We start from the raw sequence: 15,432 nt of genomic DNA, 5'->3' as shown, positions 1-15,432 counted from the left end.
GCATGGCTCCTCACGGACGGGGATCGATGGGGGTGATGACTCCGGCCCTCTGTTCGACCACCGCCGCGGCCGTCAGGCACTGGTCCTCCCGGAAGGCCCGTCCGACGATCTGCACGCCCTGCGGAAGGCCGTCCCGCATCCCGGTGGGGACGGCCACGGCGGGCACCCCGGCGAAGCTGGTGACGGTGCAGAGCCGCATCGCCTCGGTGACGGTGCGGTGCCCCTCCTCGTCCCGGGACTCCAGGCCGGGTTCCACCGGCGGCCGGGTGAACACGGGACCGAGCAGCAGCGGGTACTCGGCGAGGAACCCGGCCCAGGCCCGCCGGACGGTCAACCGCACTCCGGTCAGCCGCAGGTACTCCGGCAGGTCCACCGGAGGGGTGCGCGCCATCGACATCTCGATGTAGCGGTGTCCGCCCTCCCCGAGGATCCGCCGGACCGCGGGCCAGGTCATGCCGAACTCGGTCATGATCATCCTGCCGTACGCCTCCAGCGCCTCGTCGTGCATCGGCACATCGGGCACCTCCGTCACGGCGTACCCGGCGTCCGACAGGTACGAGGCCGCGGCCTCCACCGCCTCCCGCGCCCACGGATGCACGCCCCGGCCGCCCGGGTCGGCGACCACCGCGACCCTCACGGGCCCGCCGGCGGGTTCCGGCCGTTCCAGCGGCACCGGTACGGCGCGCGGGTCGCGCGGGTCGGCCCCCGGGCCGGCCAGCGCCTCGAAGGCGGCCCACAGGTCGCCGACCGTACGGGCCAGCGGGCCGTCCACCGGGATCGTCTGGGCGCACAGGGGCGGGTCCTCCGTCCCGATCCGGTGGTCGGCGGGGAAGCGTCCCTCGGTGGGTTTGAGGCCGGCCACGCCGCAGAAGGCGGCGGGGATGCGCACCGACCCGCCGGAGTCGTTGCCCAGTCCCAGGGGCGCCATGCCCGTGGCCACGGCCGCGCCGTCGCCGCCGCTGGTGCCGCCCGGGGTGACGCGGGCGTCCCACGGGTTGGCCGTGTCCCCGAAGAGTTCGCTGCGGGAGTGCATCCCGGCGAGCGTGAGGGTGGGCATGTTGCCGTGGCCGATCGGTATGGCCCCGGCCGCGCGGAGCCGGGCCACCGGCGGGGCGTCGGCCCGGGCCGTGGCGTCCCGGAACCACCGGGCGCCGTGGGTGGTCGGCACCCCGCCGATCGCGATGTTCTCCTTGACGGTGAACGGCACCCCGGCCAGCGGGCCTAGATCGGCTCCCGCCGCGCGGCGGCGGTCGATCTCGGCGGCCCGCGCCCGGGCGGTGTCGGCGAGCACCTGGGTGACGGCGTTGACCTGCGGGTTCACCACGGCGATCCGTTCCAGGTGGCGGTCGACCACCTCGACCGCGCTCACCTCGCCGGCGCGGACCGCCCGCGCGATCGCGCCGGCCTCCCACTGCCACAGGGGTCCGTCCGTACCGCTGCCGCCGTTCATCTCCCACTCCTTCGCGGGTGCTCCCCCGCTTCCGCGGCCCCGCTTGTTCCGATGCGCTTGCATCACAAAAGTATCCTGTAATCGATACGAGCGCATCGGAAAAAGTGAGGCCACGGCCATGCCCCGAAGGATCGACCACGACGACCGCCGCCGGCGGATCGCCGACGCCGTCTGCCTCCTGGCCGACGAACGCGGCCTGGAGGGGGTGACCCTGCGCGACGTGGCCGCCCGGGCCGGGGTCTCCATGGGAGCCGTGCAGCGCTGCTTCCGCACCAAGGAGGAGATGCTCGTCTTCGCCCTCGCGCACGTGGGCGAACGCATCACCGACCGCGTCCGCGCCCGGCTCGCCGCCTCCCCCGCCCAGTCCGCGCGGACCGCCCTCGGCCACACCCTCACCGAGGTCTCCCTGCTGGCCGGGGAGCACCGCGCGGAGGCCCGGGTCTGGCTCGCCTTCGTGGCGCAGGCCGCCGTCACCCCCGCGCTGGCGACGGTCGTGCGCGGCGCCTACGACGAATTGCGCGCCCTCCTGGCGCGCCTGATCGCCGAGGCGGCCGACCCGCCCTGCCCGCACCCCGGGCGCGAGGCCGACGCCCTGCTCGCCCTCGCCGACGGCCTGACCACCCATGTCCTGATCGGACGGCTCTCCCCCGGGGCGGCCCTGGAGATCCTGGACGAACGGCTCGCCCGGCTGTGGGAACCCGGGCGGCCGGACGCACGTCACCCGGCGACACGCCCCACCGCGTGACACCGCATGACACCGCACGACCGGGCGCGCGCTGACGGGGCGTCCGCCGCGGCGACCGCCGGCGCACCCGTGATCGCGGCGGACCGTACGCTCCCGCCCGGCGCGGGACGCACACGTGGCACCATGGACAAGCAGCTTGAAGCCCCTGGCAGTTGGGGACGCGTCCGCGGGGCGGACGTCCTCCGGCCGGGGGCTCGACTCCTGTCCGCGCCGGGGGAAGGGCACCCGGCCGCGGGCTCGTCGGCCAGGCGCGGACACGTCCCGCGGCGGCCCGGTACCGAGGAAGGGGAGCCCGGTGAGCAGTCTCAACAAGGGGGTCGAAAAGGTCGAGGTGGCACTCCGGTGGGATCCCAGCCCCTCCGGCGCGCCGCCCCACGACCTCGACATCATCGCCGGGGTCTACCCCGCTGACGACCCGCACGGCGAACCCGTCTACCTCGTGCACTTCGACAGGCGCTCGCCCGACGGCACCATCACCCTCAACCGGGACAGCAGGACCGGCCAGGGCTTCGGCAACGACGAGGTCATGACGCTGGAACTCGAACGGCTGACGCCCGGGTACGCCCGCGTGGTCGTGGGCGTGGCCATCCAGCAGAGCGGGGGCCGCAGGACGTTCGGCGACATAGCGAACACCGGCGTCCGGATCAGCGAGGGGTACACGGAGCTGGCCAAGCACGACTTCACCGCCGTCTCCGGGGCGACGGCCGCGACCGTCGCGGAGTTCACCCGGAACGGTTCGGGCGTCTGGGAGTTCCGCGAGGACGTCCGCGGTTTCGACGTCGACCCGGACTCCTTCGCCAGGCTGATGGGCGCCGCCTCCTCTTGAACCGCGGCCCGCGGGCCGCACCGCGCGGGGCAGCCGCCGGAGACGACCGGGGCGGTGGGACCGGCTTTCCGGTCCCACCGCCCCGGTCAGGCGCCTTCCGCCTCAGCGGTGCCCGCCGTACTGGTGGGGACCACTTTGTTTCTGGCATGCGGTATGCCTCTCCCCGCGATGCACCGCTCTGTCAGTGCCCCGATCTACTCCTGCAGCCACAAGTGCCGCTGAGGCGGGGAGGGGCGTCCAGTTGGGGAACGCGTTTCACGGTGAAGATCAAATGGATCACAGTGGCCTCGGGCTGAATGATTTGCCGCTGGGTCCGTGGGCGGGCGCGAGCGTCACAACATGGGCCAGCAAAACGGGCAGTGTCTGGCACGGGGACCCCGACCGCAGCCAACTCCGAAGCCGCAGCAGGCAGGAAGTTCATGTGCAGCCTGTTGAAGTAACGATGGCGGATCGCGTCCTGCCGACCTCCTTCCGCTGCTGCCCTCCTGGCGCATTGCGGGATCACCAGGAAGCTGTCGAGTCGCTTCTGCACTTCGATGCAACAACCCGCAAAGTTGCGGCGCTTTTTGAGGCCCAGCATCTTGATCTGTCCGTGTTCAACAAGGCGAGACGGGGCTCCGAGGAACTCACCACTGCCGCCGACGGTCCTCTTGCGGGCTTCTGGCGCCGCTGCCAGAAAGAGCGTGAGTCGCTCGTCTCCCGACTGGAATGTCATCCGACCTCCAGGATTCCCGTCATGCTGGCCGCGGAATGGGTACTCAGCGGCAAGACCCCGCGCCGGCACCAAGAGCGATACACAGCTTTCCTGGATTTCACAGAGAGGGAATGCGGCGCTCGACGTATTACCTCATGGCTTGGAGCCCGGGGTTACGTCAACCAACACTTCTTACTCAACTGGCTGGCCGCAGTAGCCACGGGGCAGGAGCCGTCACACGTCACAGCACATTTGACGGACAAAGAAGTAGAGCGATCTCGCGCCTTTGCACGAGATGCGCCGGAAGATTTCTACGATCAACTGCGGGAAGTCTGGCGGTTCATCGGAGAAGCATGGGCCCGCATGCTGGACGGCATTGCATTGGCGCATCAGGGAGAGATCGTTGCGATCTTCCACGAGCACGAAGTCGGCCTCAACTGGGAGATGCGCGAGCTCTTCAACACCGTGTTTCCATGCACACACCTGCGCACAACAGAATTCTCATGGACGTGCGGCCGAATTCCTGCAATTCTTCGACTGTTCCTGAACGAGCGCAAGCGCGGCCTTGTCGGACTCGTACTGACAGAGGAGCACGCTCACCTGTTCGACACGGAGAAGTGTGCGCTTTTCCTCAGGAACCTGGTCATAGATCTGGATTGCCCGGAAACCGCGGACCACGTCCAAGGCGGAAATGCTTCCCATACCGCGGAAGAATTAGAAGGTGATTATCCCAAGCCTCGGCTGCACTGGCGGCTCCAGGGATTCGGCGCAGGGGTCCATGACTTTGGGCTGACAGGTGTCCATGTGCTCCTGGCATTGCGCGCCGCATACAAGGGAACTGAATTTCCGCGCGGAAGAAGTCCTCGGAAGCGCCCGTGGGCGTGACGGAAGAGGCGGGAGACCACCCTCGGTGGTCTCCCGCCTGACTGAAACCGTCAATCCCGCCGTCAGCTGCAGCCGCTGGTCGAGCCGCAGCCCTCGCACACGTAGCAGCTACCCGCGCGGCGCATCTTGGTGCCGCAGGAGAAGCAGAGCGGGGCGTCGGCGTTGAGGCCGAGCTGCATCTCCACCAGCTCGGTGGAGCTGTGGGCCTCCTTCGGGGCCGGGGCCGGAGCCTGCGGCTCGGGAGCGCCGACCGGCTTGGGCGGTTCGACCTCGCGCGGGGCCGACTGGGCCAGCCCCTCGACGTCCACCTCGTCCTCGGCCGGCTCGTACGAGCCGGTCTCCAGGTGGCGCTGGCGCTCCTCGGCGGAGTGGATGCCGAGGGCCGAGCGGGTCTCGAAGGGCAGGAAGTCCAGCGCCAGGCGGCGGAAGATGTAGTCGACGATCGACTGGGCCATCCGCACGTCCGGGTCGTCCGTCATGCCGGCGGGCTCGAAGCGCATGTTGGTGAACTTCGAGACGTACGTCTCCAGCGGCACGCCGTACTGCAGGCCCACCGAGACGGCGATCGAGAAGGCGTCCATCATGCCCGCGAGGGTGGACCCCTGCTTGGACATCTTCAGGAAGACCTCGCCGAGGCCGTCGTCCGGGTAGGAGTTGGCGGTCATGTAGCCCTCGGCACCGCCGACGGTGAAGGAGGTGGTGATGCCGGGGCGGCCCTTGGGCAGCCGCTTGCGCACCGGGCGGTACTCGACGGCCTTCTCCGTCCCGGTCTCCTCGGCGGCGGCCTTCTTCTCCTCCTTCTTCTTGGCGGAGAGCGGCTGGCCGACCTTGCAGTTGTCGCGGTAGATCGCCAGCGCCTTCAGGCCGAGCTTCCAGCCCTGGTAGTAGATCTCCTCGACGTCCTCGACGGTGGCCGACTCGGGCATGTTGACGGTCTTGGAGATGGCGCCGGACAGGAACGGCTGGGTGGCGGCCATCATCCGCACGTGCCCCATCGGGGAGATGGAGCGCTCGCCCATGGCGCAGTCGAAGACCTCGTAGTGCTCGGGCTTCAGGCCCGGGGCGTCGATGACGTTGCCGTGCTCGGCGATGTGCTCGACGATCGCCTCGACCTGCTCGGGCTGGTAGCCCAGGCGCTTGAGGGCCTTGGGGACGGTGTTGTTGACGATCTGCATCGACCCGCCGCCGACCAGCTTCTTGAACTTGACCAGGGCCAGGTCGGGCTCGATGCCGGTGGTGTCGCAGTCCATCATCAGGCCGATGGTGCCGGTGGGGGCGAGCACGGACGCCTGGGCGTTGCGGAATCCGTTCTTCTTGCCCAGCCGCAGCACGTCCTGCCAGGCCTCGGTGGCCGCGCCCCACACCGGGGTGTCCAGGTCGTCCATGCGCTTGGCGTCGGTGTTGGCGTCGGCGTGCTGGCGCATGACGCGCTGGTGGGCCTCGGCGTTGCGGGCGTAGCCGTCGTACGGGCCGACGATCGCGGCGAGCTCGGCGGAGCGGCGGTAGGAGGTGGCGGTCATCAGGGAGGTGATCGCACCGGCCAGCGCGCGGCCGCCGTCGGAGTCGTAGGCGTGGCCGGTGGCCATCAGCAGGGCGCCGAGGTTGGCGTAGCCGATGCCGAGCTGGCGGAAGGCGCGGGTGGTCTCGGCGATCTTCTCCGTGGGGAAGTCCGCGAAGCAGATGGAGATGTCCATCGCGGTGATGACCAGTTCGACGATCCTGGTGAAGCGCTCGACGTCGAAGGACTGGTTGCCCTGGTCGTCGTCCCGCAGGAACTTCATCAGGTTCAGCGAGGCCAGGTTGCACGAGGAGTTGTCCAGGTGCATGTACTCGCTGCACGGGTTGGAGGCGGTGATGCGGCCGCTCTCCGGCGAGGTGTGCCAGTGGTTGATGGTGTCGTCGTACTGGATGCCCGGGTCGGCGCAGGCCCAGGCGGCCTCGGCCATCTTCCGGAACAGCCCCTTGGCGTCGACCTCCTCGATGACCTCGCCGGTCAGCCGCGCGCGCAGGCCGAACTTCGAGCCGGCCTCGACGGCCTTCATGAAGGCGTCGTTGACGCGGACGGAGTTGTTGGCGTTCTGGTACTGGACGGAGGTGATGTCCTCGCCGCCCAGGTCCATGTCGAAGCCCGCGTCGCGCAGGGCGCGGATCTTCTCCTCCTCCTTGACCTTGGTCTCGATGAACGCCTCGATGTCGGGGTGGTCCACGTCCAGGACGACCATCTTGGCCGCGCGGCGGGTGGCGCCGCCGGACTTGATCGTCCCGGCGGAGGCGTCGGCACCGCGCATGAAGGACACCGGGCCGGAGGCGTTGCCGCCGGAGGAGAGCAGCTCCTTGGAGGAGCGGATGCGCGAGAGGTTCAGTCCGGCGCCGGAGCCGCCCTTGAAGATCATCCCCTCTTCCTTGTACCAGTCGAGGATCGACTCCATGGAGTCGTCGACGGAGAGGATGAAGCAGGCCGAGACCTGCTGGGGCTGCTTGGTGCCGACGTTGAACCACACCGGGGAGTTGAACGCGAAGATCTGGTGGAGCACGGCGTAGGTCAGCTCGTGCTCGAAGATCTCGGCGTCGGCCGGGGAGGCGAAGTAGCCGTGCTTCTCCCCCGCGGCGCGGTAGGTCTTCACCACGCGGTCGATCAGCTGCTTGAGGCTGTACTCGCGCTGGGGCGTGCCCAGGGCTCCGCGGAAGTACTTGCTGGTGACGATGTTGACCGCGTTCACCGACCAGAAGTCGGGGAACTCCACGCCGCGCTGCTCGAAGTTGACCGAGCCGTCGCGCCAGTTGGTCATGACGACGTCACGGCGCTCCCAGACCACCTCGTCGTACGGGTGCACACCCGGAGTGGTGTGGATGCGCTCGAATCGCAGACCCTTGCCGGCCTTGCTCCCCCTGGAGCGGGAGCCTCGTGCCGGGTCGCTCGTCGTCTCTGTCATTCCGCCTCCCTGTACAGGCATAACGCCTTGACACGCCCGGGACTTCCCGGGGTGTGGTGTCTGTTCTGATGGCCGGAGCGCGGCAGCGTTCCGGTCGGGTCCGTGTGGTGCCGCTCAGTCCCTGGCGGCCAGTGGGGCAGGGGGCGCGGCGGGGCCTCCGTCGCCCCCGGCGCCCCTGCCGTCTCCGGTGTCCCCGGTGCGACTGCCGTCACCGGAGCCGCCGCGGCTCCGGCCTCCGGCGGCGCTTCCGGGGGTGTGTGCGGCCGGGGCTCCGCTCCCGGCTCCGTCCGGGGTCCTGGTGTCGCCCCCGGCGCCCCTGTCGTGGTCGTCGCGCGCGCCGGCCCGTTCTCCGCGCAGCTCGGCGATCGCGGCCTCGAAGTCCTCCAGCGAGTCGAACGCCTGGTAGACGGACGCGAAGCGCAGGTACGCCACGAGGTCCAGTTCGCGCAGCGGTCCGAGTATGGCCAGACCGACGTCGTGCGTGGACAGCTCGGCGCTCCCGGTGGCCCGCACCGCCTCCTCGACCCGCTGGCCCAGCTGGGCGAGCGCGTCCTCGGTGACCGGGCGTCCCTGGCACGCCTTGCGCACTCCGGCGATCACCTTGTCCCGGCTGAAGGGCTCGGTGACCCCGCTCCGCTTGATCACCATCAGTGACGCGTTCTCCACCGTCGTGAAACGGCGGGAGCAGTGCGGGCACTGGCGGCGTCGGCGGATCGCGGCACCGTCGTCGGTGGTGCGGCTGTCGACGACGCGGCTGTCGGGGTGCCGGCAGAAGGGGCAGTGCATCGCTTCCCACCCTCCTTCACCCTCGATCGGCGCAGCGCGAACGCAGCGTTGGACACGCCTCCGAGTGCCCTGCGAGAGGCCCTCGAAGCGGCCACCAGCATAGGGGATGCCCTCCGCTCTCCTGGAGGGGGGACCACAACTTCTGGGTGGCTGCCGCCTATCTAACCACTACATCTGGGGGCCGACGGCCAACACGCCGTACGGGCCGGAATCACCGGGGCGAGAAGCGTACGAGAGGGTACCGTAGTGATCGACAGCGACCTCCGGGCCATACACCCACCACAGCGATCACGTCAGCTAATCTGCGAAATTTCACTCGAACGTGTGTTTGGCGCAACCTTTCGAAAGCACCTACCGTTGTCCAGCTAGGGAGAACCGCTTGAGAGGGGCCGACGTGACCACCACCGCAGAGAGCGCCGCCATCACCGCACGGGACCGTTCCCGGGGCCGGGTCGATCATGTGCACGGAGCAAACACCGCCCCGGGCGTTTCCGATGGCACGGGTGGCCCGGACGCTCCCAAGCCCACCCGCGCCCTGCCCGGCCGCCCACCGGGGATCCGCGCCGACAGCTCCGGGCTGACGGACCGGCAGCGGCGGGTGATCGAGGTGATCCGGGACTCCGTGCAGCGCCGTGGTTACCCTCCGTCGATGCGGGAGATCGGTCAGGCCGTCGGTCTGTCCTCCACCTCCTCCGTCGCCCACCAGCTCATGGCGCTGGAGCGCAAGGGCTTCCTACGGCGCGACCCGCACCGTCCGCGCGCGTACGAGGTGCGCGCCTCGGACGCGCCCACCAGCCAGACCACCGACACCACCGGCAAGCCCGCCGCCTCCTACGTGCCCCTGGTGGGCCGGATCGCGGCCGGCGGCCCGATCCTGGCCGAGGAGTCCGTGGAGGACGTCTTCCCCCTGCCGCGCCAGCTCGTCGGTGACGGCGAACTGTTCGTGCTCAAGGTCGTCGGCGACTCGATGGTGGAGGCGGCGATCTGCGACGGCGACTGGGTGACGGTGCGCCGTCAGCCGGTCGCGGAGAACGGCGACATCGTCGCCGCCATGCTGGACGGCGAGGCGACCGTCAAGCGCTTCAAGCGCGAGGACGGGCACGTGTGGCTGCTCCCCCACAACTCCGCCTACCAGCCCATCCCCGGTGACGAGGCCACCATCCTCGGCAAGGTCGTCGCCGTGCTGCGGCGCGTCTGAGGACGGCCCAGAGACCGGCCCCGGGACCACTGCGCCGGTCCCGGGGCCTACACATGCGTCCGAAGACGTTCCCCGCGCCCCTCCTCCGGCCTAGTCCGCCGCCTTGGCCGCGGCGTCGATGGCGGCCAGCGAGCGGCGCACCTGGTTGCGGTCGGTGGTGTACCAGAAGTCGGGCATCGAAGCCCGCAGGAAACCTCCGTACCGCGCCCGGGCCAGCCGCGAGTCCAGCACCGCCACCACGCCCCGGTCCCCGGTGGCCCGCACCAGACGGCCCGCGCCCTGCGCCATCAGCAGCGCCGCGTGGGTGGCCGCGACCGCCATGAAACCGTTGCCGCCCGCCTCCTCGACCGCCTTCTGCCGGGCGCTCATCAGCGGATCGTCGGGGCGCGGGAACGGGATGCGGTCCATCACCACGAGCTGGCAACTGGGCCCGGGCACGTCCACGCCCTGCCACAGCGACAGCGTCCCGAACAGGCAGGTCTCCGCGTCCTCGGCGAACCGGCGGATCAGCTCGCCCAGGGTCTCCTCGCCCTGCAGCAGGATCGGGAAGTCCAGCCGCCCGCGCAGTTCCTCGGCGGCGGCCTGCGCGGCCCGCATCGAGGAGAACAGTCCCAGGGTGCGGCCGCCGGCGGCCTGCACCAGCTCGGCCAGCTCCTCCAGCATGTCGCCGCGACTGCCCTCCCGGCCGGGCGGGGAGAGGTGCTGGGCGACGTAGAGGATGCCCTGCCGGCGGTAGTCGAAGGGGGAGCCGACGTCCAGCCCCCGCCATCGCGGGACGGCCTCGTCGGCCTCCTCCTCGCCCTCCCCGGACGCGGCGGCGTCCCCGTCCGCGATGCGGCCCTCGGCCGTCAGCCCCAGGGAGGCGCCCACCCCGTCGAAGTCCCCGCCCAGCTTGAGGGTGGCGGAGGTCAGGATCACCGACCGGTCCTCGAACAGCTTCTCCCGCAGCAGCCCGGAGACCGTCAGCGGGGCGACCCGCAGCGAGGCCCCGTAACGGTCGTGGCGCTCGTACCAGACGACGTCGTACTCCGAGCCCTGGAGGATGCGTTCGGCGACCTCGTGGACGCCCTCCACCGACGCCAGCGCCTGCTTGCGGACGGCGTCCTCGTCCTGCACGGATCTGTCGCGGGTGTTGCCCAGCGCGGTGATCACCGCGCGGGCCGCGTCGCGCAGCGCCGTCAGGGCGTATCCGAGGTCCTCCGGGATCTCCTCCAGACGGCCCGGCAGGGCCAGCTCCATCAGCCGCTCGAAGGTCTCCGCGGCGGTCTGGAGCCGGTCGGCGGCCTTCTCGTCGACCAATTTGGCCGCGCGGCGCACCGCCCGGTTCACCCCGCCCGGCGTCAGCTCGCCGGTGGCCACCCCGGTCACCCGGGAGACCAGTTCGTGCGCCTCGTCGACGATCAGGACCTCGTGGCCGGGGAGCACCGGCGCGCCCTCGATGGCGTCGATGGCCAGCAGCGCGTGGTTGGTGACGACCACCTCGGCGAGCTTGGCCCGCTCGCGCGCCGCCTCCGCGAAGCACTCGGCGCCGTAGGCGCACCGGGTGGCGCCCAGGCACTCCCGGGAGGAGACCGAGACCTGGGACCAGGCGCGGTCCGAGACGCCCGGGGTGAGGTCGTCGCGGTCGCCGGTCTCGGTCTCGTCCGCCCAGTCCCGCAGCCGCAGCAGGTCCTTGCCCAGCCTGCTGGTGGGCGCGGCCGCCTCGAAGGGGTCGAACAGGCCGTCCTCGTCGTCCTGCGGCACCCCTTCGTGCAGGCGGTGCAGGCACAGGTAGTTGGAGCGGCCCTTGAGCATGGCGAACTCGGCCCGGCGGCGCAGCAGCGGGTGCAGGGCCTCCACCGTGCGCGGCAGGTCCCGCTCGACGAGCTGCCGCTGCAGGGCGAGCGTCGCGGTCGCGATGACCGTGCGCTCGCCGTGCGCCAGGGCGGGCACCAGGTAGCCCAGCGACTTGCCGGTGCCGGTGCCCGCCTGGATCAGCAGGTGGGTGTTGTTGTCGATGGCCTCGGCCACGGCCTCGGCCATGGCCACCTGGCCGGGACGTTCGGTGCCGCCGACGGCGGTGACGGCGGCGTGGAGGAGATCGGTGAGGGCGGGCTTGGTCATAGGGCTGCCACCTTACGCGGCGCCGCCGACAGCCGTGCCGGGAACGGTGCGAACGCCCCGGTGGCCGAGGGGCTGGTCACAGGACGTCGCGCAGGTTCCGGTCGCGGACCACCAGGGCGGCGCGCTTGCCGGGCAGTTCGGCCTCGGCGGCCAGCCGGAAGCCCGCGCCGAGGAAGGCCGCGACGGAGGGGACGTTGCGCAGGTCGGGTTCGGCGATGACGCGGTGGCACCTCGGCCGGTTGTCCAGGACGAGGTCCGACACCGCGCGCAGCAGCACGGTGCCGATGCCGCGCCCGCGGTCCGTGGCGCCGCCGATCAGCAGGTGGAGGCCGGTGTCGTGCGGGCGTGCCGGGTAGTGCCGGGCCAGCGGGTCGAGATCGGCACGGTAGACCTCCCAGTAGCTCATGGGGACGCCGGAGAGCGTGCCGAGGCACGGCACGCTGCGGCCGTCGCCGCCGAGCTGGGCGCGTAGGTGGGCGGCGGTGACCTCGCTGGGCCCGGACAGCCCCCAGTAGGCCGCCACGGCGGGGTCGTTCATCCATGCGGTGATCAGCCGCAGGTCGCGGTCGAGGCGGACGGGGACGAGCCGGAAGACGCCGGCGGCCGTGTCGACCGGTCCCCAGCCGGCGACGGTGTCGAGCAGGTCCGGCCGCGCCGGGGAGACCGCCGCGTCGTCGTACGGCACGGCCGACTGCGTGGGCAGGTGCAGGTCGAGGGTGTCGTCCGTGCTGGAGGTGCGGAAGGTGCCGGGGGTGCTGGAGGTCTTGGAGGTGTGGAAGGGTGCGCGGGTGCCGGACGCGCCGCGGATTCCGGGCGTGTGCCGGACGGCGGGCACGGCGGGCTCGGTCGGTGGGCCACCGGTGGGCATGACGGCGTCTCCTGTGCGGGTCAGGGCTTCACCACGGGGTTGGCGACGGTGACGTAGACGGACTGGGTGTCCACCGGTCCGGCCAGCTCGTCCAGTCCGTGCAGCCGGGTGAGGAGGTTGGCCTTGCAGCGCAGCGTCGGGGAGTGCAGCAGCAGGGCGGGCAGCGGTGACCGGCGGCCGCCGTCCGTGGGGCGGTCGGCCTCGGCGAGGAAGTGGCGCAGCGCCGCGAGCAGCAGCCGCTCGTCGGCGAGGCGCTGGGAGCCGAACGCGCCGATCAGCCCCAGCACGTTGTTGACGCCCAGGTAGTAGGCGAAGCGTTCGTCGACGGCCTCGTCGGCGACGAAGGTGTCGCTGTCGGCGCCGATGCCCGGCAGCCTCGACTCCAGCGCTCCGCGGTGGGACTCGCGGAAGTAGTAGCCCTGGTTGTCGCGGTAGCGTCCGCCCGCCGGCCAGCCGTCGCCGTCGAGCAGGACCAGGGTGTTCTGCTGGTGGGCCTCCAGGGCGACGCCCGCCTCGGCGTCCAGCCACAGCACGGGGCGCACCACGGCGTGGAGGTAGCGCAGGAACCACTCGGCGGCGACGGCGGCGACCGGCCGCCCGGTGCGGGCCGCCAGGCGGGTGACGACGTCGGCGAGGCGGGAGCGCAGCTCGCCGCCGGGAGCGCCCGGCCAGGGCCGGGGAGAGGTGAGTCCGGCCAGGCACACGGCGTCGTCGCGGGGCCCGAACGGGTTGTGGCGGATGACGGTGTCCAGCCCGGCGACGGGTTCTCCCCGGCCGTCGGTGACGGCGAGCCAGGCGGGGTCGCGGACGATGTCGAAGCCGGGGCGGCCGGGGAAGGCGGCACGCCAGCGCTCGCCCAGGCCGGTGCGGAGCAGCCGGTGCACCTCGACGCCCCGGTACAGCTCCTTGCGGAGGTTCTCACGGCGGGAGTTGGTGATCCGCAGGGCCAGCGACAGCTTGAGCATGGCGGGGGCACCGGGCCGGTAGACGGTGCGCAGGGAGGAGGTCGGGTGCCACGGCGCGCCGTGCGGGCCGAGGTCGTGCAGCAGCCCTGCCTCCAGCAGCGCGGCGACGGCGGGGCGGTGCCGCACCTCGCGCGCCTGCCAGGGGTGCAGCGGCAGCGGGACGGTTCCCCCGGGCAGCGGCAGACCGGGGCCGGCCAGCTCGGTGACGAGTCGTTCGGCGGGCACGGCCCGGCCGCGTTCGGTCCAGGCGGAGTCGGCCGCCAGGACGGAGCGGTCGACGGCCATCCAGTGCAGGGGGAGCACTCCGCGCAGCTCCGGGGAGCAGGCGCGCGCCTCGGCGTCGGAGAGCCCCTCGCGGCTCTTGGGCGCGGGGTGCAGCGGATGCCCCAGGACCAGGGACTGCTCGCCGTCCAGGAACGGGTCGGTGCCGGGCGGGGACTCGGGGCGGGAGCGGCGGTCGGCGAGGAAGACGGCGGTGCGCCGTACCGAGTCGGCGACCCGGCCGACCAGGTCGGCGGCCTCCCCGGTGCCCGGGCCCGCGGCGCCGCGGTGCGCGGCCTCGCGGGCCAGCAGGGCGGCGAGGGTCACGGCGTCGACGGGGGCCGCCGCGGAGGGGACGCCGGGGAGGGCGCCGACCGGTGCGGCGCCGGCCAGGACGGGCGGTCCGAAGCGGTGCCAGCCGGTGGCGGACCAGTGGCGGACGGGAACCCGCAGCACCAGGCCGCAGGAGGTGAGCGCGAGGTGGAGGACGGCCTCGCCGCGGGCCGGGGCCAGGCCGTTCTCGCGCACCCAGCAGCGCAGCAGGTTCTCGCTCGCCGCGGCGTCGGCGGCCGGCGCCGGATCGGGGTGCTCCAGCGGGTCGCGGGCGCCCTCTCCGGCGCCGGTGCGCGGTGGCGCGCTCCCACTACTCGCGCCGGTCCCGTCTTCCGCGCCCGTCCCGCCGCGGTACGGCTGCCGGGGGACAGTCGTGTCGGCCGTGTCGGTCGTGTCGGTCCACCGGGCGGGCTGCTCACCGGCGGGGACCCGCTCCTGCGTCGTCCTTCCGTCCGGACCGGGGCATGCGTTCACGGAAGTCTCCCTGGGGTGAGGGCACCGCACCGGTGCGTGGTCGTCCGGTTCCCGTGGCACGGCGGAGCGCGCCGTATCTCCGCCCGTACCAACGACGCCGCCCCTGTCGGATCACGGTCGCGGGCAAGATCCTTGGTGCGCCGCGGGCCGGGAACCGAGGACCCGCCGTGTGCCGTCCCCACCACCACCGGCATAGTGGGGGCCGCCTCGTTCCGAGAGGTTCATGACAAACCAACCTGCACAACGCTCCATCTCAGGGGGATTTTCGTCCATGTCATCTGTGAGCAGAGGGCGGTCTGCGCTGACCGCCGCGGCGGTGGTCGCGGCCTTGGCCGTCACCGCCACCGCGTGCGGCCCGTCGGACGAGGAGGCCGACGCCAACGCCAGACCCAGCGCCTCCGCGCAGGACGGGAGCAACACCGACGACGGCACCGGTGGTCTCCGCCTGCCGAAGGAACTGCCCGACGCGCTCAAGGACTTCGACCCCGAGAAGTGGCGGAACGGGGAGTGGAAGAACTGGGACAGGGACCGGTGGGTGCGCGAGGCCAAGGACTTCGTCAACCCCATCATCGAGGGCCTGTGGGATCCGGACCGGATGAAGGACGCCCGGGAGAACGACCGCCGGGTCGACGACTCCGACATCGACGGCGGTGACGGCGGTGACGGCGGCGCGTCGGACGAGGGCGTCACCGACCCCGAGCCCCGGCCGAAGGAGGCCCAGCCGGTCGCGGCGCCGTACCGGGAGAACGCCCCGGCGGTGGGCAAGGTGTTCATGGACACCCCCAAGGGCTCCATGGTCTGCTCCGGCACCGTGGTCAAGGACCCCCGCAACCCGGGCAAGTCCAACCTCGTCGCCACCGCCGGCCACTGCGTCCACGCCGGCAAGGACGGCGGCTGGTTCCGCAACATCG

The 15,432-nt window shown here is 71.8% G+C and carries 11 protein-coding genes; 5 read left to right on the top strand and 6 right to left on the bottom strand.

Annotation, left to right across the window (positions count from 1 at the left end):
* Positions 1–10 precede the first annotated feature (10 nt).
* On the bottom strand, positions 11–1,450 hold the full coding sequence (locus tag VE546_RS17110) for an amidase (protein WP_324923170.1): 1,440 nt from the start codon (positions 1,448–1,450) through the stop codon (positions 11–13).
* A gap of 118 nt (positions 1,451–1,568) precedes the next feature.
* Here VE546_RS17110 and VE546_RS17105 point away from each other — a divergent pair, with 118 nt between their 5' ends.
* The 3 genes from VE546_RS17105 to VE546_RS17095 all read left to right on the top strand — a co-directional run bounded on the left by VE546_RS17105 (position 1,569) and on the right by VE546_RS17095 (position 4,600).
* Positions 1,569–2,195 (top strand): TetR/AcrR family transcriptional regulator, encoded by a 627-nt coding sequence (locus VE546_RS17105; RefSeq protein WP_324923168.1) that lies wholly within the window; start codon positions 1,569–1,571, stop codon positions 2,193–2,195.
* A gap of 295 nt (positions 2,196–2,490) precedes the next feature.
* Positions 2,491–3,021: a TerD family protein gene (locus VE546_RS17100; protein WP_324923166.1), complete on the top strand. Its 531-nt coding sequence runs from the start codon at positions 2,491–2,493 to the stop codon at positions 3,019–3,021.
* A 421-nt stretch (positions 3,022–3,442) separates the two neighbouring features.
* Positions 3,443–4,600, top strand: coding sequence for a hypothetical protein (locus VE546_RS17095; protein WP_324923165.1), 1,158 nt, complete (start codon positions 3,443–3,445; stop codon positions 4,598–4,600).
* A gap of 62 nt (positions 4,601–4,662) precedes the next feature.
* Here the strand turns inward: VE546_RS17095 and VE546_RS17090 are convergent, their stop codons facing one another.
* Both VE546_RS17090 and nrdR read right to left on the bottom strand, forming a co-directional pair.
* Positions 4,663–7,533 carry a vitamin B12-dependent ribonucleotide reductase gene (locus VE546_RS17090; RefSeq protein WP_324923163.1) on the bottom strand — a complete coding sequence of 957 codons (2,871 nt, stop codon included), beginning with the start codon at positions 7,531–7,533 and terminating at the stop codon, positions 4,663–4,665.
* 114 nt (positions 7,534–7,647) lie between these two features.
* Entirely contained in the window at positions 7,648–8,319 is a 672-nt protein-coding gene (nrdR, locus tag VE546_RS17085) for a transcriptional regulator NrdR (protein WP_324923161.1), read from the bottom strand.
* Positions 8,320–8,713: 394 nt separating this feature from the next.
* Between nrdR and lexA the strand changes: the two genes are divergently transcribed.
* The gene (gene lexA, locus VE546_RS17080; RefSeq protein ID WP_324923159.1) at positions 8,714–9,517 is read left to right on the top strand and encodes a transcriptional repressor LexA; all 804 of its coding nucleotides are present in this window, start codon (positions 8,714–8,716) and stop codon (positions 9,515–9,517) included.
* Positions 9,518–9,607: 90 nt separating this feature from the next.
* Here the strand turns inward: lexA and VE546_RS17075 are convergent, their stop codons facing one another.
* The 3 genes from VE546_RS17075 to VE546_RS17065 all read right to left on the bottom strand — a co-directional run bounded on the left by VE546_RS17075 (position 9,608) and on the right by VE546_RS17065 (position 14,521).
* Complete coding sequence (locus VE546_RS17075) at positions 9,608–11,620, bottom strand: ATP-dependent DNA helicase (protein ID WP_324923157.1); 2,013 nt, start codon at positions 11,618–11,620, stop codon at positions 9,608–9,610.
* Positions 11,621–11,696: 76 nt separating this feature from the next.
* Complete coding sequence (locus tag VE546_RS17070; RefSeq protein WP_324923155.1) at positions 11,697–12,488, bottom strand: GNAT family N-acetyltransferase; 792 nt, start codon at positions 12,486–12,488, stop codon at positions 11,697–11,699.
* 20 nt (positions 12,489–12,508) lie between these two features.
* A complete protein-coding gene (locus VE546_RS17065) occupies positions 12,509–14,521 on the bottom strand; it encodes an IucA/IucC family protein (protein WP_324923153.1) in 2,013 nt (670 codons plus the stop codon).
* Between the two features lie 271 nt (positions 14,522–14,792).
* Between VE546_RS17065 and VE546_RS17060 the strand changes: the two genes are divergently transcribed.
* Positions 14,793–15,432: trypsin-like serine peptidase (locus VE546_RS17060; protein ID WP_414720508.1), on the top strand; the 640-nt coding region annotated here is incomplete at its 3' end.

Source organism: Streptomyces sp. (genome assembly GCF_035644915.1).
Classification (GTDB): Bacteria; Actinomycetota; Actinomycetes; order Streptomycetales; family Streptomycetaceae; genus Streptomyces.
Note: the sequence above shows the minus strand (reverse complement) of the source record. Positions and strands in the feature narration are given on the sequence as shown.